Consider the following 20,667-nt stretch of genomic DNA (forward strand, 5'->3'; position numbering starts at 1 on the left):
CGTTGTTAGACGGATTCTTCGACCGGGGCTTCGGCGACGTCTTCCGTCGGCTGCCCGGCGAGCACCAGCCGCCAGTACCCGTTCTTCGCACCCTTGCCGATATAGACGCCTCGGATGTTGTCCCAAGTGTCCTTCCGGAACGCCTGTTGGGGGCTTCTGGACTCGAAGCCTTCCATCAACGCCTTGACCTGAACATCGGGACTGCCCTTCCCGGCTGCGACCACGAGACGCTCGAAGATCGTTAGCTGATCATTCCCGGCGAGGTGAAGCGGCTCCTTACCGGGAATGAACAGAGTGCCGGACTGCGTGCCTGTCCGGACGACTCGCGGCGACACGCCTCCGCGCGCGAGCGAAAGATTGTCACGATATGCGAGCTCGAGGCCGTCCCGCGCGAACAGGATCTCCTCGTCTGCCGATGCGAGGTGGGACAGGAGCGGCACGACGACATTCGACCCGAGGTGCGACGGCATTTCCTCGCTGGCGGCGAGGATGATGCCCACGCCAGCGGTGTTCCGCGCGCGCAGCGTCAGATCCAGCCTCTGCGCAGTTTTCGGGTCATTGAGACGCCGCGCGAAATAGACGGGCGCCTCAGCACCGTCAATCTGCATCACACCGACAAGGGTCAGGTCCGGGTCGAGGATCTGGGCCGCTCGCTTGCTCAGGAGCGGTTTCATCAGGCGCATGAGCGTCTCGTGAAGCCACTGGGAGTTGATCGCGAACATCTCGACATCCGACGCTGGTCGCTTTCCTGCATCTTCGCCAAAGGGGCCGACAGCACGGACCATGCCCTCTGTCTTCGACGGCTTGATGGCGCCTTCCCCCTCAAGGTCGTCGTCCTCGATCAGCACCACATCCTGCCGGTCACAGCGTTCGAGCAGCCCGCCTTCGATCAGGCGGCGCGCATCGAGGCCGAGCTCCAGAAGATATCCTCCGCTGACCTCATCCTCGATCCGGTCGTGAAGTTGAACAAGCTGGGGGAAGATCGCGCGCAGATCATCCGATGCGATCTGTCGGAATGCGCTCAGAATTCCCCATTCCTTGAGAAGCGCGAAGCCGAGGCTGCGCTCTTCCGGATCTGTCTTGCTCTGCAAGTTACAGCTCTTTGACCCAGCGATCGTGATGTTCAGCGTCCGCTCCTTCTCGTCGCCAACACGATTGTAGGCAACCGCTATGCCTATGCGACTGAAGGCCTCGGCGCGCCGGAAGATGTTCCCGGCGCCGAGATATTGGTCCGCCACCTCCTCGATGTCGTCGTTGACGGTGACCTTGAGTTGGAGTTTGCGCTTCCAGGTGCCAAGCCGCACCTCGGCTTCCAGGACGCGCGCGAATTCAAACTCATAGCCGTCGATCTCGGGGGACTCCAGAAGTAGCGAGGTTCGGAACCGCGAGAGATTGTAACGCTTCCAGGTCAAAGGCTTCTGCGAAATGTCTTGCCCGAGTGCGATCTCGGCGAACGAGTCGCTTACCGTTTGGCGAACCACCGGGCTGTCCGCACAGACCTCGATCTGTCGCAGCGACGGCGTGTAAATCAGGGTCGCCTCGTTCGGCGGTCGATAATAGATGGTTCCCCTGCGCCCGTCCTGCCGGTGATCATGGACGCTCGACAACGGCCCGCCATGGCGCACGATGAGCATGATAGATGCAGGGTGCGCATCGGTCGCCGGGAGATCGAGCGCCTTTACAGTGCAGGAAATCTCGGGCTTCAGGTCGAGAGCCTGTTTAATCTTTGCGGCCAGCGCTGCGTCATCGATCGAAGCTGCATCAAGGGCTACTGTATTTTCGAGATCGATCTCGAAGGCGTCATAAAGTTTGCCGTGTTCGCGAAATTGCCGAGCGAAATGAAAGCTCTCGGCATCCTCGAACGTCTCGCGCACGTTCAGAAAGGTCCAGATGCTTCTGCAAAGCGCATCGGGCTGTCGCCGGATTTCTTGTGCTTTCGCGTCGTCGAGTTGCTGATCGACGATCGTGGTGAGGGAGGTGACGCCCTTTCCGTCCGCGAGTGCGCGAATCCGGCGACACCGCTGCTCTGCGGGTATCAGTTCGTCATGATCGAACTGCGCGAGCGTTTCGATAAGTGTTTGCCGGAACGCGTGGACCGCTTCGTCATCAGAATGATCGGGAAATTCCTCAGAGAGCCTGAAGTCAGGCTCGTTTTCGCCTTCGCGGATGGCAAGCGCTGCTCGGGCAAGATCGATGCGCGCATCTTCGATCAGAGAAATAGTGCTTGGGCCGAGCGGAAGCGCTTTGCGCGGCATGAATCCACCTCGATGAACATCTGCTATTGAATCATTCGACGTTCAATAATCAGTGACGAATCGGCTGGCCGCAAGGGACGAGGTTCTGCAACTGTTTGCATTCCTGCGCTCTGCCCGATTCGCATGTCCCACACCCAGCCGTCGAGTGGCTTTTGATCGGTAATGACGCCCCCGATCACGGCTGCCTGAGACATGAAACGCCCCAACCCTCTGCCGCCTGACAGGATGACCGCCGCAGAGCGGATCGCCGAGTTGTGCGAGATTCTCGCGCGCGCGGTGATTCGTCTCCGGGCGCGTCAGTCAAGGCAAGTATCTGACGAGCTTGGAGAAAGTTGCCTACACTTCCCGCCCGACCAGAGCGGTCATGCAACTCCGACGCAACGGAGAAATACATGACCATGACGGACACCATCTTGGCCCGGCTCGCGGCTCTGAAGACGACGCCCACGCCCGACCTCAAGAAGCAATGGCGCGAACTCTTCGACACGGAGGCGCCGCCGTACAACCGGCGTTTCCTGGAGAGCCGGCTCGCGTACCGGATCCAGGAGCTGACGTATGGCGGCCTGAAACCGGCGACCATCGAGCGCCTGGAAGCGCTCGGCGAGCAGCTCGACGGCGGCAACATCGTTCTGCGCCGGATCCGCGCCGATGACAGGCCGATCGCTGGCACGCGGCTGATCCGCGAATGGCAGGGCGTCGAACACACAGTCACGGTGTTGGGCGACGGATACGAATGGCAGGGTCGCCCCTACCGCTCGCTCTCCGCAATCGCGCGGGCCATTACCGGCACGCGCTGGAACGGTTGGGTCTTTTTTGGCATGAAAAGCCATCGGAGGGGCGCATGACGAAGGTCGCCGCTCCGAAGGCAGGCGCCCGCAAGCTGCGCTGCGCGATCTACACCCGCAAGTCGAGCGAGGAGGGACTCGACATGGAGTTCAACTCGCTCGATGCGCAACGCGACGCCTGCAGCGCCTATATCGCGAGCCAGCGCTCCGAAGGCTGGGTCGAGCTTGCCGAGCATTACGACGATGGCGGGATCTCGGGAGCCACTCTCGAGAGGCCCGGCCTCAAACGACTGCTTGCTGACATAGAGGAGCGTCGCGTCGACGTCGTGGTCGTCTACAAGATTGACCGTCTCAGCCGCGCGCTGATGGATTTTGCAAAGCTCATCGACGTATTCGACCGCAACGACGTGACCTTCGTCAGCGTGACGCAGGCGTTCAACACGACGACGAGCATGGGGCGGCTGACGCTCAACATTCTCCTGTCCTTCGCGCAATTCGAACGCGAGGTAATCGGCGAGCGCATCCGCGACAAGTTCGCCGCCTCGCGCAAGCGCGGCATGTGGATGGGCGGCTATGTTCCGATGGGCTACGCGGTCAAGGATCGCAAGCTCGTCACCAACGAGTCGGAAGCCGCGATCGTCCGGATGATCTTCGAGCGCTTTGTGGAGGTCGGCTCGGCGACGGCGGTGGCCCGGGCGCTTGCCTCCGAGGGCGTGCGGACGCGCAAAGGTCGGCTCATCGACAAGGGTTTCCTCTACAAGCTGCTGAACAATCGCGTTTACGTCGGCGATGCGGTCCACAAGGGCACGGCCTATCCCGGCGAGCATGAGGCGATCGTTACCCGCGCCGTGTGGGAGAAGGTTCATGCCATCCTGCGCGAGAGCCCGCGGGTGCGCGCCGGACGGACACGCGCCGCGACACCGGCTCTCCTGAAAGGACTCATCTTCGGGCCGACCGGCTGCGCCATGACCCCGACGCACACACGGCGCGGCGACAAGCTATATCGTTACTATGTCAGCCAGTCGGTCCTGAAGCGCGGCGCCGACGCCTGCCCGGTGGGTCGCGTGCCCGCCGCCGAGATCGAAGGGGCGGTCGTCAACCAGCTGCGCGGCCTCCTTCGCGCCCCCGAGGTGGTCGTCGGAACATGGCGGTCGGCGCGACCCGAAATCGATGGGTTGTCGGAGGCGGAGGTCAGGGAGGCCTTGGAGGGGCTCGATCCGCTTTGGGATGAGCTGTTCCCTGCCGAGCAGGCTCGCATCGTCCGGCTGCTTGTCGAGCGCGTCGACGTCGGACGCGACGGTGTGGATATTCGGCTTCGCGTCGATGGGTTGGCCCGTCTGGTTTGTGAGCTTGGCAGCATGGTCGGTGATGCGCAGAGGGCTGCCTGATGGATCGCGACGCCACCGCCGATGACGGCCGCACGCTGACGGTCCGCGTTCCTCTGACCGTCCGGAAACGCGGCGGGCGGAAACAGGTTGTGGCGCCGGAGGGCGCAGGCTGGGGCGCGCCCCAGCCGCGCGTCGATAACACCATGGTCAAGGCAATCGCCCGGGCCCACCGCTGGAAGCGGCTCCTGGAGAGCGGTCAATTCGCGTCCGTGACCGAGCTGGCGGAAGCCGAGAAGATCAATCAGTCCTATCTGTGCCGGGTCCTGCGCCTGACGCTGCTCGCGCCCGACATCGTCGAGGCGATCCTCGACAGACGGCAGCCGCCCGGCCTTCAGGTGGAGGCTCTGCTGAAGCCCATGCCATTGGAATGGGCTGCCCAGAAGGGTTTACTTAGTCTCTGAGATATAATTTTCGCAGTAGGAAATCCTACAGCAGATTCTATCATTGACAGCAGGATTGCGTGCGCCTACCGTCTGTAGCGACAGTTACAGAGGATTTTTCTTTGCGCCTCGCTGACGCCTGCACGATCCACACCGGCTATACCGCTCGTGGCAGATTAGAGCCGACGACCGTCGGGGGTGTGCTCGCAATCCAGCTGCGCGACATTTCCCCTGACGGCCTCGTCGATCCAGAGCGTCTGACAAGAGTCCAGTTGGAGGACCTGGCGGACCGCTATTTCGTGCGCGCCGGTGACGTGGTGTTCCGCTCGCGGGGCGAACGAAACACGGCGTCCGCCCTGGACGAACGTCTGCGGGAACCAGCCCTTGCGGTGCTGCCCCTGATGGTTTTGCGCCCGAACCGCAACGTCGTGACGCCTGCATATCTGGCATGGGCGATCAACCAGCCTCCGGCGCAGCGCCACTTCGATATCGCGGCACGTGGCACGAATATCCGGATGATCCCCCGTTCCAGCCTCGACGACCTCGAACTCGATGTTCCAGACATCGAGACTCAAGAAAGAATCGTCGTAATCGATGCCCTGGCTGAGCGGGAGCGGGAGCTGACCCAGCTCGCCGCCGAGACGCGAAGAAAGATGATGAGCCTGATCCTCGTCGAGCGAGCGAGCAGGATGCGCCCTAAGACGAGGCAGGAAAGGACGTCCAAATGACCGACCAACTCACTCAGCAACAGGTCAACCAGACGGCATGGGCCGCCTGCGACACCTTCCGCGGCGTCGTCGATGCCGGGCAGTACAAGGACTACATCCTTGTGATGTTGTTCCTGAAATACATTTCTGACCACTGGAACGATCATGTCCAAACCTACCGCAAGCAATTTGGCGGTGATGAAGCCCGGATCCGCCGCAGGCTGGAGCGCGAACGCTTCGTCCTTCCCGAAGGCGCCAGCTTCTACGATCTTTATGAAGCGCGGAACGAGCCGAATATCGGTGAGCGCATCAATATCGCGTTGGAGCGGATCGAGGATGCCAACCGCGCCAAGCTGGAAGGCGTCTTTCGCAACATCGACTTCAACTCCGAGGCCAATCTCGGGCGGGTCAAGGATCGCAACCGGCGCCTCAAGAACGTGCTGGAGGACTTCGCCAAGCCCGCGCTTGACCTGCGCCCCAGCCGCGTGACCGAGGACATTATCGGCGAGTGCTACATCTACCTGATCTCGCGCTTCGCCTCGGACGCCGGCAAGAAGGCCGGCGAGTTCTACACGCCCTCCGCCGTCTCCCGCCTGCTCGCGAAACTGGCTGCCCCCAAGCCGGGTGATACGATCTGCGACCCGGCCTGCGGGTCCGGATCGCTGCTGATCCGGGCGGCCGAAGAAGTCGGGTCCGAAAACTTCGCCCTCTACGGCCAGGAGGTGAACGGCGCGACATGGGCGTTGGCGCGGATGAACATGTTTCTCCACGCCAAGGACGCCGCGCGCATCGAGTGGTGCGACACCCTTAACAGCCCCGCGCTGGTCGAGGGCGACCATCTGATGAAGTTCGACGTCGTCGTGGCAAATCCCCCGTTCAGCCTCGACAAATGGGGCGCGGAGAACGCGGACACCGACCAGTTCAGGCGCTTTTGGCGCGGTATCCCGCCGAAGTCCAAGGGTGACTACGGCTTCATCACCCACATGATCGAGATCGCCAAGCGCCAGAGCGGCCGGATTGCGGTCATCGTTCCGCATGGCGTGCTGTTCCGCGGCGGGGCCGAGGGACGGATTCGCCAGGCGCTGATCGAGGAGAACCTGCTCGACGCGGTGGTGGGCCTGCCTGCCAACCTGTTCACGACCACGGGCATTCCGGTGGCCATTCTGGTGTTCGACCGTTCCCGTGAACAGGGCGGCGCGAATGAGGACCGCCGCGATGTGCTGTTCATCGACGCCAGCAAGGAATTCACGCCAGGCAAGACCCAGAACGTGATGGACGAGGCGCACATCAACAAGGTGCTGGAAACCTACGCCTCGCGGGCGGTGATCGAGAAATACTCCCACCGCGCCAGCCCGGAAGAAATCGCCGAGAACGACTTCAACCTCAACATCCCGCGCTACGTCGACACCTTCGAGCCGGAGGAGGAAATCAACGTCGCCGCCCTGCAGAAGCAGATCAACACGATCGAGGCCGAGCTGGCCGAGGTGCGCGGGAAGATGGCTGGCTATCTGAAGGAGTTGGGCGTCGATGTCTGAGGGCGAACTGATCCTTTATAGCACCGAGGATGGCGCCACGACCATCGGCCTGCGGGCCGTGGGCGGGACCGTATGGCTGAGCCAGCGGGAGATCGCGGAGCTGTTCGACAAGGATGTGCGCACCGTGAACGAGCATATCCGCAACGTCTTCGCGGAGGGTGAGTGCGATCCAGGGGCAACTATCCGGAAATTCCGGATAGTTCAAACTGAGGGCTCGAGGCAGGTCGAACGCGAGGTCGATGCCTACAACCTCGATATCATCCTGTCGGTCGGCTACCGGGTCCGCTCGGCGCGCGGCACCCAGTTCCGCCGGTGGGCCACCACCGTCCTTCGTGAATACCTGGTCAAGGGCTTCGCCATGGACGATGCCCGGTTGAAGCAGGCCGAGCAATGGGACTATTTCGACGAGTGGCTTGCCCGCATCCGGGACATTCGCGCGTCTGAGAAGCGCTTCTATCAGAAGGTGCGCGACCTCTACACGACCGCCATCGACTACGACAAGACGTCCGAGCAGGCGCAGGCCTTCTTCAAGAAGGTGCAGAACAAGATGCTCTGGGCGGTCACGGGTAAGACGGCCGCCGAGCTGATCGAAAACCGCAGCGATCCAGAGGCCCCCAACATGGGTCTGACCAGCTGGAAAGGCTCGGTTGTGCGCAAGGGCGATGTCGGCACCGCCAAGAACTACCTGAAAGCAGAGGAAGTCGAGGAGCTCAACCGCATCGTCGTGATGTACCTCGACTATGCCGAGGACCAGGCGAGGCGCCGCCGCCCGGTCAGCATGGCCGAATGGTCCGACAAGCTCGACGCCTTCCTGTCCTTCAACGAGCGCGACGTCCTCACCCATGCCGGGCGGCTGCGGATGGACCTGGCGCAGAAGCTGGCCCTCGAGCGGTTCGAGTTGTTCGACGCCAACCGCCGCGCCGCCGAGGCGCTGGCTGCGGATGAGGCCGACATCGCCCAGTTGGAGGAGATGGAGAAGGCCGCCAAGGGGCGGAAGAAGGGTGGCCACAATGAATAGACGGTTCCCGATGATGCCAGTGGCGGCCACCGGCGAAGTCCAAGGAGGACGCCAGCGGTCGCCTCACATGATCGAAGGACGAGCTGTCCCTTATCTTCGCGTGGCGAACGTGTTCGACGGCTATATCGACTTCAGCGACATCAACCAAATGCCCTTTAAGCAGCGGGAGATCGAGACCTTCCGCCTCAGGCCCGGAGACATCCTCCTTAATGAAGGGCAAAGCGTGGAGCTAGTTGGGCGTTGCGCAATGTACGCCGATGGGCCGGAAGATTGCTGCTTCCAGAACACATTGATCCGTTATCGCGCAGGACCCGAGACGGACGCCAACTTCGCGATCCAACTTTTCCGTTACTGCCAAGCCATCGGTATTTTTTCGAGGATCGCTGTTAAGACTAACTCGATTGCTCATCTTGGCGTTTCACGCTTCGCAGAGCTCGAGCTTCCATTCCCCCCACTTCCCGAGCAGCGCAAGATCGCAGAAATCCTGCGGACATGGGACGAAGTCATCGAGAAGCTGGAGGCGCTGCGGGCGGCGAAGGAGCGGCGACTGGACGGGGTTTCCCAGCGACTTCTGGCGCCCAGCCGAGCCGTGGGGCACGGGGTTCCTCGTTCGAACTGGGCGGCAACCAGCTTTGGCGAGGTCTTCGACGAGCGGCAAGACAAGAACGCGAACCTCGGCCCTGACGATGTTATCACGGTCGGCAAGTACGCGATCCGCAAGCAGTCGGAGCACTTCACCCGCAGCGTCGCCAGCAAGGATCTTTCGAACTACTGGACCATTTCTCCAGGCGATTTCGTCTACGACCCAATGTCGGCCTACTATGGAGCCATCGGTCGCTTTTCAGGTTCGACCGACGGCATCGTGAGTCCAGCCTATAGGGTCATCCGGCTACACCCCGACGTCGATCATAAGTTCATGGTCGCGCTCCTCCGCACCCATCACATCCGCTTCCTGCTCGAAACGCGGTCAAGCCAAGGGAACAAGGAAGGGAAGCGCCGTCTCCTGCAGCGGGACGAATTTGAGAGCATTGAGTTCAAGCTGCCTCCGATTCAAACGCAGCGCGAGATCGCAGCGCAAATCGCCGTGTTTCGTGCAGAACTCGATCTCACTGATCGCGAAATCCAAGCCCTTACCCGCCAGAAACGCGGCCTGATGCAAAAGCTGCTGACCGGCGAATGGCGCGTCGCTGTCTGAAGGAGAAGCGCATGGCCAGAAAACACATCGAGATGGCGATCGCCTACGACTTCGACGGCACGCTGGCGGACGGCAACATGCAGGAACACCAGTTCCTGCCCGATATCGGCATGAAACCGAAGGATTTCTGGGCCGAGGTGAAGCGCCTCACCAAGGAGCATCAGGCCGACGAAGTGCTCGTCTACATGAACCTGATGCTGCGCAAGGCCGCCGCGGCGGGCGTTCCGGTCAGGCGCGAGGATTTCAAGGCGCGGGGCAAGGCGATCCAGTTGTTCGAGGGGGTCGAGGACTGGTTCGACCGTATCACTGGCTATGGCAGGGCGCAGGGCGTCCGCATCACGCATTATCTCGTCTCGTCAGGGAATGCCGAGATTTTCGCCGGGACGCTCATCGCCTCCAAATTCGCCCAAGTCTATGCGTCGAAGTTCATGTTTGACGAAAATGGCGTGGCCGCGTGGCCGGCGCTTGCCGTCAACTATACGACAAAGACGCAGTACCTGTTCCGCATCAACAAGGGCGCTTTCGACCTCAGCGACAACAGCAAGGTCAACCAGTTCGTCGAGAAGCGTGACAGACCCGTGCCATTCGAGAACATGGTGTTCATCGGCGACGGCTCGACTGACATTCCGTGCTTTCGACTCGTGAAGGAACAGGGCGGCCTTTCGGTCGCGGTGTTCAAGCCCCACACCAAGGGCGCGCGCGGCAAGGCCGACAACTACATCAAGGATGGCCGGGTGCACTGCGCCGTGCCCGCGATCTACACGGACGGCAGTGAACTCGATCGCGTCATCAAGGCGAACATCAACGCTGTCGCGGCACGCGCGGCGCTGTCCGGGCTATTCTCGGAGGGCTCTCAATGACCTTCGACGCCGCCGAAAAGCATCAGTCCCAGATCCCTGCCCTGCAGCTCCTGGTGGCGCTGGGGTTCACGCCGCTTTCACAGGCCGAGGCCGTGCGCCTGCGCGGCGGTCGTCTGCGCAACGTGGTGCTCGACGACATCCTTGCCGACCAGCTTCTGCGGATCAACAGCTTCACCCACCGCGGGCGGGAGTATCCTTTCGACCTCGAGGATGCGCACGAAGCCATCCGGCGGCTGAAGCCCACGCCTGACCGGCAAAAAGGACTGCGCGGCACCAACCAGGACATCTACGACACGCTCGTGCTCGGGACGACGATCACCAAGACGATCCAGGGAGATTCGAAGTCCTATTCGTTCCGCTATGTCGATTGGGAGACCCCATCGAACAACGTCTATCACGTGACGGCCGAACTCTCCGTCGAGCGCACGGCCAGCACGCAGACCAAGCGGTGCGATATCGTCGTTTACGTGAACGGCGTCCCGTTCCTCGTGATCGAGAACAAGCGGCCCACCGAGAGCCTCAAGAAGGCGGGTAGCCAGCTGATCGGTTATCAGAATGAGGACAACATTCCGCAGCTGTTCCACTTTGCGCAGCTTCTCATGGTTATGAACCGTGTCGAAGCGCGATACGCCACCGTGGGAACTCCACGGCAGTTCTGGCAGACGTGGCGGGATGAGGAAGACAGGGACGAGACCATCGATCCGCTGGCCAATCGCCCTCTCACAGCGGCGGAGGCCAACGCCGTCTTCTCGGGCGACTTCGCCTTTGCGCGCGCCCATTTCGATGCCCTGGCGGCCGAAGGTGCGCGCGCGATCACGGCGCAAGACCGCGCAATCCATGCGATGTGCCGGCCAGAACGCCTGCTGGACCTAATCCGTCGTTTCACCGTTTTCGATGGCGGCGCACGCAAGGTCGCGCGCCACCAGCAGTTCTTCGGGATCCGGAAGGCTGTCGAACGCATCCGCCAGTTCCATCTGGACGGTCGCCGTAAGGGTGGCGTGATCTGGCACACTCAAGGGTCGGGCAAGTCGCTGACCATGGTGATGCTGGGGCGATCTCTCGCACTCGACAAGGCCATCCCCAATCCGCGTATTATGATCGTTACCGACCGCGACGATCTCGACAAACAGATCAAGGACACGTTCAAGTCCTGTGAACTGGAACCTGTCCGGGCAACCAGCGGGGCGCATCTGATCGAGCTGATCCGAAACCGGAGTCCGCTCGTGACGACCATCATTAACAAGTTCGATACGGCAGCCAAATCCGCCGAGGATGTCGACGTGGATGCTAACGTGTTCGTCCTGGTCGATGAAAGCCATCGCTCGCAGACCGGCCGCTATGGCGGTCACAGCCAGTTCGCCACGCGGATGCGTCGGCTTTTGCCGAAGGCCTGCTATCTGGGCTTCACCGGAACGCCACTCCTGAAGAAGGAGAAGAATACACTCTCGACCTTCGGCGGCCTGATCCACAAGTACGCGATCGACGAGGCTGTTGCTGACGGAGCCGTCGTGCCGCTGCTCTACGAAGGCCGTCTTGTCGAGCAGCAGGTCAATGGCGGCGTGATCGACAAGTGGTTCGACAAGATCAGCGAAGGTCTTACCGACAGCCAGAAGTCCGACCTGAAGCGCAAGTTCTCCCGCATGGACGCCCTGTCGAAGACCGGCCAGGCGATCCGAGCGAAAGCCTTCGACATCTCGGAGCACTTCCGCCAGCACTGGCAAGGCACGGGATTCAAAGCGCAGCTGGTGGCGCCGTCCAAGGCAGCAGCCGTCCGCTTCAAGGAAGTGCTCGACGAAATCGGGCACGTCACCAGCGAGATCATCATCTCGCCGCCCGATGACAACGAGGGTAACGAGGAGGTCGACAAGGAATCGAAGGACCTGGTGCGCGGCTTCTGGGCGCGCATGATGGCTCGCTACAAGACCGAGGATGAATACACCAGGCAGATCATCGAGGCGTTCAAGGGCTCGGGCGATCCGGAGATCCTCATCGTCGTGTCGAAGCTGCTGACCGGTTTTGATGCACCTCGCAATACTGTGCTCTATGTCTGTAAGTCGCTGCGAGAGCATAACCTGCTGCAGGCGATCGCCCGCGTGAACCGGCTATACGAAGACGGCGCGACCGAGAAGCAGTTCGGCTTCATCATCGACTATGAGGGGCTGCTCGGAGAACTCGACACGGCGCTGACGACCTATAGCGCCTTCGAGGGCTTTGACGCCGCCGATCTCGCCGGCACTGTCCACGACGTGCGCGAGGAAATCCGGAAGCTGCCCCAGCTGCACGATCAACTCTGGGACCTGTTCAAGCCGGTCAAGAACAGGAAAGACATGGAGCAGTTCGAACAGTTCCTGGCCGATGAGGCGATCCGGCAGGAGTTCTATGAACGACTGAAGGCGTTCAGCCGCTGCCTTCATATCTCGCTGTCGTCGGACAAGCTCTTTGACGTCTTCAACCAGGTGAAGATCGACGCCATGAAGAGGGACTGGAAGCAGTTCTCCGAGCTGCGGCGCTCGGTTCAATTGCGCTACCAGGAGACCGTCGACGTCAAGGAGTTCGAGCCAAAGATCCAGAAGCTGCTGGACGACCATGTGGTTGCCATGCCGGCCGAAACGATCATCGAGATGGTCAATATCAACGACCCGGACGCTCTGAAGGCCGTGGTGGAGGAAACGGGCGTCTCCGAGGCATCAAGGGCGGACCGAATCGCCAGCGCGACGCGTCGGACCATCACTGAAAAGATGGACAAGGACCCGACCTTCTACCGCAGCTTCTCGGAGCTGTTGGAAGAAACCATCCGCGACTATCGAGCCAAGCGGATTTCCGAACGGGATTACCTCAAGAACGTCGTCGATCTGGCGAGCAAGGTTGCGCGCAAGGACCGGGGCCGCGAGGTGCCGGATCCTATCAAGGGTAACGACGATGGGCAGGCGTTTTTCGGGATCCTCGAAGGCGCGCTCACGACCGAAGATGGCAACCCGATTGAAGCGGATGAGGTTGCCGCGATCGCACTCACGGTCATCGATATCATCAAGACCCATCACATCGTTGACGTCTGGTCCAACGACATCGCTCAGAACAAAATGCGAAATGCCATCGACGACTATTTTTTCGACGTGCTTCGCGGTGAACGTGGCGTCGCCTTGCCTGTCGAGGTGATGGACGATCTCGAACTCAAGATCATGGATCTCGCACGGGCGCGGTTTCCCGGATGAAGGCGGAGCAGCACAGCGTCCAATACGGTGAACACAGGATTGACTTCGCCATCGTTCGCCGTGAACGGACGACGCTGGAAATCGCTGTCGAGCCGGATGCTTCCGTTGTTGTCGCGGCTCCGCTGGATGCTTCGCTGGTTGCGATCGAGGAGAAGGTGCGCAAGCGCGCTGCATGGATCCGGCGTCAGCAGCGATATTTCATCCAGTTCCTTCCGCGCACGCCGGATCGTCGGTATGTGGCTGGCGAAACTCACCTGTATTTGGGCCGACAGTATCGGCTCAACGTGGCCTCCCACGTTCAGGCGACGGTGAAGCTCGTCCGCGGCTTCATCGTAGTCCAAACGCCTACGCCCGAGCGGACCGAGGTCACCCGCGAACTTGTCGAGGGTTGGTATCGGCAGCGGGCTTATTCAAAATTCGCCGAGCGCCTGGAAGTCAATCTGCTGCGCTTCCCGGCCCCTGAAGACTTCCGCCCCAAAGGCCTGATCGTCCGCCAACTCCGGCAGCGGTGGGGTTCGATGTCACCCGCATCGCGCCTGCTGCTCAATCGGCGGCTGATCGAAGCGCCGATCGACGCGATCGACTACGTTATCGTGCACGAGCTCTGCCACATCGCGGTACCGCACCACGGTCCAGAGTTCTTTGAACTGCTGGATCGCGTTCTGCCCGATTGGCCCAAGCGCAAGCACCGGCTCGAAAGAGTCATGGCTTGAGCGGGCCATCAACGCCACCAAGGGCGTCAAGCGCGCATGAAATGAATCGTTCGGTCGGCGATAGGGATGCGAACAACCCCCGAGAAGAAAAGGCTGAAATTATCTTTAGAACAATGAGTTACGAATCCGTACTGCCGTCCGTTCAGTCCAGAGGTTGAGAGAAAATCGGCGGAGAGAGAACCCACGGAGCAGACTTTCCAGGCGGCGTAGTCCAGAGGCTTGCACCCAAACCGCGCAATTCCTTGAGCTTTTCAGCCAAGCGTCCGAGCGCGGAGAAAATTCGCGGGGATCGAACTGGCGGAGCGAAGGGAACCGGGTTCCAATGATCTCTGTGCCATGTTGGAACGCCTCCAGGCCGCCTTACATAGCTGCCACCTGCCATCTCCATCGGGGTGCCATCCAGTCTTGCTCGTAACACGGTTTTGAGGGGCGTTGTCAGTTGTGCGCCACCAGCCGTGCCGGGATCAGGCCGCGCAGGGAATTGCCCAGATACCAGCGCTCGGCGCACCGGAGATCGTCTGTGGTCAGCACGGCTTCGCACGCACGCCCGCTGGCCAGGAGCTCGGCGCGCAGGCAGCCGGGCAGAAGCCCGCAGCCGAGAGCAGGGGTCAGCAGCACATCCCCCATCTCGACAAAGATGTTGGTGATGCCGCCCTCGCAGAGCTCGCCACGGTCGTTCAGGAAGATCGCCTCCTCAACCCCCATTGCAGCCGCCTCGGCGCGCGCCGCGTCGTAGACGTCGCGCGCGGTGGTCTTGTGGGCTAGCAGGGGCTCAGCCGGATCTAGTCGCTGCGTCGCGATCGTCGCGCGCCATTCGGCTTCCGGCCCAAGATCTTGATGTACAGCCGCCGTGACCTCGACCCGACCGTCACGATCGAGCGTCATGCGCAGGCGGGCGCAAGCGCCCCGGAACTCCACCACTGCGTCCTCGAGCGCCGCGAGGACTGCATCCGGATCGCAGGCAAAGCTCAGTGCATCGGCCGAGCGCGTCAGGCGCGCGATATGCCGATCGAGCCGTGGGAAGCCGGCCGCCGCGCGCCAGCCCAGCGTCTCGATCAGCCGGAGATCGCACCGAGGAGGAACTTCGCTTTCAGCAGGCATTCATCGTACTCCGCGTCCGCTTGGCTGTCATAAATCACTCCGCCACCCGCGGCATAGCTGGCAGGCCCCCGATCGAAGACCGACAGCGTCCGGATCGCTACATTGAAGCAGGCGGTGCCGTCCGGCGCGAAATAGCCTATCCCGCCGCAATAGGCGCCGCGGGGGATATGCTCCAGCTCGTGAATAATCTGCATCGCCCGAATCTTGGGCGCTCCGGTGATCGAGCCGCAGGGGAACAGCGCACGGAAGATGTCGCGCGCCGTTAGCCCCGCCCGGATGCGCCCCTCGACCGTCGAGGTCATGGTGTGGAGGGTGGGGTAGGTCTCGACACGGAACAGGTCTGGCACCCGGACCGAGCCAATCTCGCTCATCCGGCCGATGTCGTTGCGGATGAGATCCACGATCATAAGGTTCTCGGCCCGCTGCTTCGGGTCGGCGGCCAGCTCGGCGGCGAGGCGGCGATCCTCTTCGGGCGAGCGGCCGCGCCGGCTAGTGCCCTTCATCGGCCGCGAGCTGACCGTACCGTCGGCGATCCGGAAGAAGAGCTCGGGCGACCAGCTCAGCACCGTCGGATCGCCCAGCGCAACAATGGCGCCATGCGCGACGGGCTGCGAGGCGCGGAAGCGGGCATGGAGCGCCGCCGGAGCGCCGCTGCACTCGACGTCGAACGGGAAGGTCAGGTTCACCTGGTAGACATCGCCCGCCGCGATGTAGTCCTTCACCTTCTGAAAGCGGTCGGCATAGGCCCTGCGCGACCAGACGGGACGGGCGGCGTGGATCACACCGATGCCTTCCATTAGCGGCGGCATTCCCCGACATGGCGCGCGAAACGCCGCCATCTGGATCAGCGGAGTCCGCGGGTTCTGCGGCAGCAGCGCCTCGAGGCGCTGCTCGAAGAGATAGCCTAGTTCGTAGCTGGCATAGCCTGCCACATGCAGCCCATCGGCCAGCGCCCGCTCCATCCCCTCCAGCGCCCGATGTGCGCCGTCGGCATCGGTGGCGACGAACCGGCGGACCGGCGCCTCGAACAGCAGGCCATCGCCGGCGCGCGAATCCTCGAGCAGCACGTAGGGTGCGCGAGAGGGCAGAGCCAGCGGGCGCATCGGCAGAGGCGCCGACGCCATCAACCGGGCGCCGACCGGCTCGACGCCCCGCTCGCCGTCGCTCGCGTCGATCACACACACCGGTTCAGCCATGCATCGCCTTCCCTGTCGCGGCCCGGAATCGTCGTCTCGCGATCGGTCGCTCGGGCTGATCTGCGCCGGCTCGGCCTGGCCGATCATGCCTGCGCGAGCGGCGTTGTATCGCGCAAGTCGAGCACTCGCCAGCGGTGAGTTCCGTCTGCTCAGGCTCCGGATGCGGCCGCGCGGTCTGGCGCCGGCGGGTCGTGTCCCAAGAAATGGTGTAGCAGCGACCGACGCGTCGTGCTCTCCGGCGTGCCTGGCCTGCTTGTCATGCAGTCGCGTTTGGCAGCATGAGGGTGCCGGCCATCTTCGGTCCCCTGATAGCCGCCGTCGGCGAAGATGCGCTTGACGAAGGGGAACAGGCGACGGGCTGTGCGCAGCAGCTCGCGCGCTCCATCGCGATCCTGCACATCGGCCGGATGGACGGCGACGATCAACAGGAGGCCGAGGGGGTCGACGAGGATGTGGCGTTTGCGGCCCGTAACCTTCTTGCCCGCATCGAAGCCCTGCGGGTGGCCTGACGTCGAACCTTCTCCACTTCGTAAAGTACTGATATAGCTGAAAGGTGGCCATGGCGACGGCGCCGAGGCGGTCGACTGGCTGTTGCGCCCGGACGCGCCACCCCTGAGATTCGCCGTGCCATGCAAGCCTGGCACCCGGCGCGGTACCGGCTGCACTCTGGCCAGCGCCATTGCCGCTCATCTGGCGCGTGGTGATGATCTGGCCAGCCCCTGTGGCCATGCAAAACATTACTTGTGGAAGTGGATATAGCCAACGGGCCTCACATACACAGTCATTGCGGTGTAGTGTATCGCTGCTTTCAGACTGCCGGTCGCAGCCTACCCGGTCAAAACAAGGACAGCAAAATGAAAATCATCGTGATCTGCTCCGGCGGATTGGATTCTGTTTCTCTTGCCCACATGGTCGCGTCCAAGCATGAATTGCTTGGGCTTCTCTCGTTCGATTACGGCCAGAGACATCGCAAAGAAGTCACCTTCGCCGCCGCCTGCGCCGCCCGCCTGCAGGTGCCGCACCAGACCATCGACATTCGCGACATTGGCCGCAGCCTGTCCGGCTCGGCCCTGACGGACGACGTCGCCGTGCCTGACGGGCACTACGCGGAAGAAACCATGCGCATCACTGTGGTGCCGAACCGCAACGCCATCATGCTCACCATTGCCTTCGGAGTGGCCGCCTCGCGCGGGGCGGATGCGGTGGCCACGGCAGTGCATGGCGGCGATCATTTCATCTATCCCGACTGCCGCCCCGGCTTCATCGACGCGTTCCAGACCATGCAGCGCCACGCGCTGGAAGGTTATGCCGAAATCACGCTGCTCGCGCCTTACGTGAATGCGGCGAAATCGGCGATCGTGACGGACGGCGCACGATATGGCACGCCCTTCGAGGAGACCTGGTCCTGCTACAAGGGCGGCGCGATTCATTGTGGGCGTTGCGGCACCTGTGTGGAACGCCGCGAGGCCTTCGATCTGGCAGGCATCGCCGATCCCACCATCTATGAGGATGCCGATTTTTGGCGGCAAGCCGTAAGGCGGGCGGTGCGCTGATGTTCCGCATCACCAAGGAATTCCACTTTTCTGCGTCGCATCAGTTGTGCCGCCTGCCGCCAGACCATCAGTGCGCGCGGCTGCATGGACATAACTACATCGTCGTGGTCGAGCTTGCCGCGGCAGAGCTGAACGCATTCGGCTTCGTCCGCGATTATCACGAGCTTGGCCCCTTCAAGCGCTACCTCGACGAGAGTTTTGACCACCGACATCTGAACGCTGTGCTCGGCCATGACGCCGTCACCGCCGAATGTCTGGCCCAGCACTTCTTTGACTGGTGCAAGCTGCGTTGGCCCGAAACGATCGCAGTCAGGGTCAGCGAGACGCCCAAGACTTGGGCGGAGTACCGGCCGTGATCGCGTCAACCTCTGATGACATCCGGATCAGCGAGATCTTCGGGCCGACCATTCAGGGCGAAGGCGCGCTGATCGGCCAGCCCACCGTATTTGTACGAACGGGCGGTTGCGACTTTCGCTGCTCTTGGTGCGACAGCCTGCACGCCGTCGATAGCCGCTTTCGCGCGGACTGGCGCTTGATGGCCACCGCCGAAGTTCTGGCCAAGGTGCGCGTGCTTTCGGGGGATAGGCCCCTGATGGTGTCGCTCTCCGGCGGGAACCCCGCCATCCAGCCCCTAGGGCCACTCATCCAGCAGGGGCAGGCTCAGGGCTATCGCTTCGCGCTAGAGACGCAGGGTTCGGTCAGCCGGGGCTGGTTCGCCGATCTGGACGTGCTGGTGCTCAGCCCAAAGCCGCCGTCCAGCGCAATGGCAACCGATTGGAAGGCGTTGCGGGCCTGCGTCGACGCAGCCGCGTCGGGGCCGCGCATCGTCCTGAAGTTCGTGGTCTTCGATGAGGCCGACTTCATCTATGCCCGCGACGCGGCCGCGCGGTTTCCGGATCTGCCCGTCTATCTGCAACCGGGGAATCACACTCCGCCGGGGCCGCAGGACATTGACGCCTGCATCGACATTGAAGGCATTCTCCGACGCATGGCCTGGCTGGTCGACCGGGTCATCGCGGACCGATGGTATGCGGCCCATGTGCTGCCGCAGCTGCACGTCCTGATCTGGGGCAACAAACGCGGTGTCTGACCGCGACGGAGACCGACATGACAGACATATACAAAGACCTCAAACAGCTCGGCACCGCGACCCCGCTGCCGCAAAGCCCCGATGACGCTGTGCTCGAGAGAGTGGCGAATCCGCAGGCGGGCACGCCCTACTGTGTGCGCTTCACCGCGCCAGAGTTCACCTCGCTGTGCCCCATGACCGGCCAGCCGGATTTCGCACATCTAGTGATCGACTATGTGCCGGGACAGTGGCTGGTGGAAAGCAAATCGCTGAAGCTCTACCTCGGAGCCTTCCGCAATCACGGGGCTTTTCACGAGGATTGCACCGTATCGATCGGCAGACGACTTGTGGAAGCGCTAGCCCCCGAGTGGCTGCGCATCGGGGGGTATTGGTATCCGCGCGGCGGCATCCCGATCGACGTGTTCTATCAGACCGGGCCCGCGCCGCAGGCCGTCTGGGTTCCCGATCAGGGCGTGCCAACCTATCGCGGGCGTGGCTGAGCATTGGCAGGCGAGAACGCCAATGGGTCGGCAAGGCGAATGAGCGCGAAATGAATTTTTCAAAGACACAAGCCCAGACCCTGAACGACATCCTGCGCTGGCGGCGCGACGTCCGTCACTTTCGCGCCGATCCAGTTCCTCAACCGGTCCTCGACCGCCTGCGCGCCGCCATGGATCTGGCGCCATCGGTCGGCAATTCCCGTCCATGGAGGGTCCTGCAGATTAAAGACAAAAGCTTGCGTGGCCGCGTGCAGGACACTTTCGAAACCTGCAACCGCGAAGCGGCGGCTGGCTATGATGAACCGGCTAGGGCGGAATATGTCCGACTGAAACTGGCGGGCCTTCGTGAGGCGCCGGTGCATCTTGCCGTGTTCACCGAAACAGCGCCCATCGAAGGGCGGGGTCTGGGGCGCCAGACGATGCCGGAAACCCTGCAATTTTCCACCGCCATGGCGATCCACACGCTCTGGCTGGTCGCACGTGCCGAAAACATCGGCCTGGGCTGGGTATCGATACTCGACCCTCAGTCAATCCTCACCCTTTTTGATGTTCCGGAAAGCTGGGTATTCACAGGCTATCTCTGTCTGGGATACGCGGAGTCGCCTGAAGAACGCCCGCTCCTACACAGAAACGGTTGGCAACATGATACGTCGACAGAATGGCTGGAAAGGTGAGTGGCCTGCTTTTTTTCAGGAAACGTCCCGTTCTCTCTTGATCATTTTCGTTCTCGCAGAAGACCTTAACGGCGGGCGTTGATAAACTCATATTGACGAGCTTGTCCCATCGCGGTGGCGCACCACGAAGCCGAGCTCTTCAAGTTGCTCGATCGCGTTTTGATCCATTGGAAGATCATCGACACGCCCGCGCCTGATCCCGCATGACGCTGTAGTCGGCGAGCATTTCAACGATTGCCGATCCCTCCGGCAGCAGATTGAGCTCGTCGGCTGCCCGCGCCTGGAACTCCCGGCCATACTCGACCACGGGCGGGCAAGTCGCGAGCCTGCCATGCTCAGAACGAACCGTCCCGCATCCGTTCAGCAAGCTCGTGGTGATCGCGAGGACGGCGAGCCGCCGCTTCTGGCCGTCATCCAGCGTCTTGTAGAGCGGGTCGGCCGCCTCGGCGATCTTCTTCATCGCAGCCGCCGTGGTCGCCATATTGTCGGCGCGCTCGCGCAGGCGCGACACCGGATCGTCCGGCTT

Annotated in this window: 20 protein-coding genes and 2 pseudogenes; 17 read left to right on the forward strand and 5 right to left on the reverse strand. The window is 62.2% G+C overall.

Going from position 1 to position 20,667, the window contains the following annotated elements:
- Positions 1 to 5: 5 nt before the first annotated feature.
- Positions 6 to 1,481: a hypothetical protein gene (locus K2Y42_RS19185; RefSeq protein WP_291155743.1), complete on the reverse strand. Its 1,476-nt coding sequence runs from the start codon at positions 1,479 to 1,481 to the stop codon at positions 6 to 8.
- Between K2Y42_RS19185 and K2Y42_RS19190 the strand changes: the two genes are divergently transcribed.
- From K2Y42_RS19190 to K2Y42_RS19240, 11 genes are all read left to right on the forward strand, one after another.
- On the forward strand, positions 1,470 to 2,285 hold the full coding sequence (locus tag K2Y42_RS19190) for a hypothetical protein (RefSeq protein ID WP_291155745.1): 816 nt from the start codon (positions 1,470 to 1,472) through the stop codon (positions 2,283 to 2,285). The genes K2Y42_RS19185 and K2Y42_RS19190 overlap by 12 nt on opposite strands.
- Before the next feature lie 362 nt (positions 2,286 to 2,647).
- Positions 2,648 to 3,100 carry a DUF2924 domain-containing protein gene (locus tag K2Y42_RS19195; RefSeq protein WP_291155747.1) on the forward strand — a complete coding sequence of 151 codons (453 nt, stop codon included), beginning with the start codon at positions 2,648 to 2,650 and terminating at the stop codon, positions 3,098 to 3,100.
- Positions 3,097 to 4,428, forward strand: coding sequence for a recombinase family protein (locus tag K2Y42_RS19200; protein WP_291155749.1), 1,332 nt, complete (start codon positions 3,097 to 3,099; stop codon positions 4,426 to 4,428). The genes K2Y42_RS19195 and K2Y42_RS19200 overlap by 4 nt, the downstream gene beginning before the upstream one ends.
- Positions 4,428 to 4,829 (forward strand): hypothetical protein, encoded by a 402-nt coding sequence (locus K2Y42_RS19205; RefSeq protein WP_291155751.1) that lies wholly within the window; start codon positions 4,428 to 4,430, stop codon positions 4,827 to 4,829. Before K2Y42_RS19200 ends, K2Y42_RS19205 begins: the two co-directional genes overlap by 1 nt.
- Before the next feature lie 101 nt (positions 4,830 to 4,930).
- Positions 4,931 to 5,536, forward strand: coding sequence for a restriction endonuclease subunit S (locus K2Y42_RS19210; protein ID WP_291155753.1), 606 nt, complete (start codon positions 4,931 to 4,933; stop codon positions 5,534 to 5,536).
- On the forward strand, positions 5,533 to 7,050 hold the full coding sequence (locus tag K2Y42_RS19215) for a type I restriction-modification system subunit M (protein WP_291155755.1): 1,518 nt from the start codon (positions 5,533 to 5,535) through the stop codon (positions 7,048 to 7,050). Before K2Y42_RS19210 ends, K2Y42_RS19215 begins: the two co-directional genes overlap by 4 nt.
- Positions 7,043 to 8,068, forward strand: a complete 1,026-nt coding sequence (locus K2Y42_RS19220; RefSeq protein WP_291155758.1) for a virulence RhuM family protein — start codon at positions 7,043 to 7,045, stop codon at positions 8,066 to 8,068. The genes K2Y42_RS19215 and K2Y42_RS19220 overlap by 8 nt, the downstream gene beginning before the upstream one ends.
- A gap of 67 nt (positions 8,069 to 8,135) precedes the next feature.
- Positions 8,136 to 9,263, forward strand: a complete 1,128-nt coding sequence (locus K2Y42_RS19225; RefSeq protein ID WP_291155761.1) for a restriction endonuclease subunit S — start codon at positions 8,136 to 8,138, stop codon at positions 9,261 to 9,263.
- Between the two features lie 11 nt (positions 9,264 to 9,274).
- Positions 9,275 to 10,123 carry an HAD family hydrolase gene (locus K2Y42_RS19230; RefSeq protein WP_291155764.1) on the forward strand — a complete coding sequence of 283 codons (849 nt, stop codon included), beginning with the start codon at positions 9,275 to 9,277 and terminating at the stop codon, positions 10,121 to 10,123.
- The gene (locus tag K2Y42_RS19235) at positions 10,120 to 13,335 is read left to right on the forward strand and encodes an HsdR family type I site-specific deoxyribonuclease (RefSeq protein WP_291155767.1); all 3,216 of its coding nucleotides are present in this window, start codon (positions 10,120 to 10,122) and stop codon (positions 13,333 to 13,335) included. The genes K2Y42_RS19230 and K2Y42_RS19235 overlap by 4 nt, the downstream gene beginning before the upstream one ends.
- Complete coding sequence (locus K2Y42_RS19240) at positions 13,332 to 14,048, forward strand: SprT family zinc-dependent metalloprotease (protein ID WP_291155770.1); 717 nt, start codon at positions 13,332 to 13,334, stop codon at positions 14,046 to 14,048. The genes K2Y42_RS19235 and K2Y42_RS19240 overlap by 4 nt, the downstream gene beginning before the upstream one ends.
- A gap of 435 nt (positions 14,049 to 14,483) precedes the next feature.
- Here K2Y42_RS19240 and K2Y42_RS19245 read toward each other — a convergent pair whose 3' ends face one another.
- The 3 genes and pseudogenes from K2Y42_RS19245 to K2Y42_RS19255 all read right to left on the reverse strand — a co-directional run.
- Positions 14,484 to 15,149, reverse strand: coding sequence for an aminotransferase class IV family protein (locus K2Y42_RS19245; RefSeq protein ID WP_291155773.1), 666 nt, complete (start codon positions 15,147 to 15,149; stop codon positions 14,484 to 14,486).
- Entirely contained in the window at positions 15,104 to 16,345 is a 1,242-nt protein-coding gene (locus tag K2Y42_RS19250) for an aminodeoxychorismate synthase component I (protein WP_291155776.1), read from the reverse strand. The genes K2Y42_RS19245 and K2Y42_RS19250 overlap by 46 nt, the downstream gene beginning before the upstream one ends.
- Before the next feature lie 302 nt (positions 16,346 to 16,647).
- Positions 16,648 to 16,845, reverse strand: a pseudogene (locus tag K2Y42_RS19255) (transposase); the annotation flags it as partial.
- 46 nt (positions 16,846 to 16,891) lie between these two features.
- Between K2Y42_RS19255 and K2Y42_RS19260 the strand changes: the two are divergent.
- From K2Y42_RS19260 to bluB, 6 genes are all read left to right on the forward strand, one after another.
- Positions 16,892 to 17,104 (forward strand): bifunctional hydroxymethylpyrimidine kinase/phosphomethylpyrimidine kinase, encoded by a 213-nt coding sequence (locus K2Y42_RS19260; RefSeq protein WP_291155793.1) that lies wholly within the window; start codon positions 16,892 to 16,894, stop codon positions 17,102 to 17,104.
- Between the two features lie 95 nt (positions 17,105 to 17,199).
- A complete protein-coding gene (gene queC / locus K2Y42_RS19265; protein WP_291155778.1) occupies positions 17,200 to 17,898 on the forward strand; it encodes a 7-cyano-7-deazaguanine synthase QueC in 699 nt (232 codons plus the stop codon).
- Positions 17,898 to 18,254, forward strand: a complete 357-nt coding sequence (locus K2Y42_RS19270) for a 6-pyruvoyl tetrahydropterin synthase family protein (protein ID WP_291155780.1) — start codon at positions 17,898 to 17,900, stop codon at positions 18,252 to 18,254. Before queC ends, K2Y42_RS19270 begins: the two co-directional genes overlap by 1 nt.
- Positions 18,233 to 18,988 carry a 7-carboxy-7-deazaguanine synthase QueE gene (gene queE, locus K2Y42_RS19275; protein ID WP_291155783.1) on the forward strand — a complete coding sequence of 252 codons (756 nt, stop codon included), beginning with the start codon at positions 18,233 to 18,235 and terminating at the stop codon, positions 18,986 to 18,988. Before K2Y42_RS19270 ends, queE begins: the two co-directional genes overlap by 22 nt.
- A gap of 17 nt (positions 18,989 to 19,005) precedes the next feature.
- On the forward strand, positions 19,006 to 19,467 hold the full coding sequence (queF, locus tag K2Y42_RS19280; RefSeq protein WP_291155786.1) for a preQ(1) synthase: 462 nt from the start codon (positions 19,006 to 19,008) through the stop codon (positions 19,465 to 19,467).
- 50 nt (positions 19,468 to 19,517) lie between these two features.
- Positions 19,518 to 20,141, forward strand: coding sequence for a 5,6-dimethylbenzimidazole synthase (gene bluB, locus K2Y42_RS19285; protein WP_291155789.1), 624 nt, complete (start codon positions 19,518 to 19,520; stop codon positions 20,139 to 20,141).
- 175 nt (positions 20,142 to 20,316) lie between these two features.
- Here the strand turns inward: bluB and K2Y42_RS19290 are convergent.
- Positions 20,317 to 20,667, reverse strand: a pseudogene (locus K2Y42_RS19290) (hypothetical protein); the annotation flags it as partial.

The organism is Hyphomicrobium sp., assembly GCF_019744875.1.
Classification (GTDB): Bacteria; Pseudomonadota; Alphaproteobacteria; order Rhizobiales; family Hyphomicrobiaceae; genus Hyphomicrobium_C.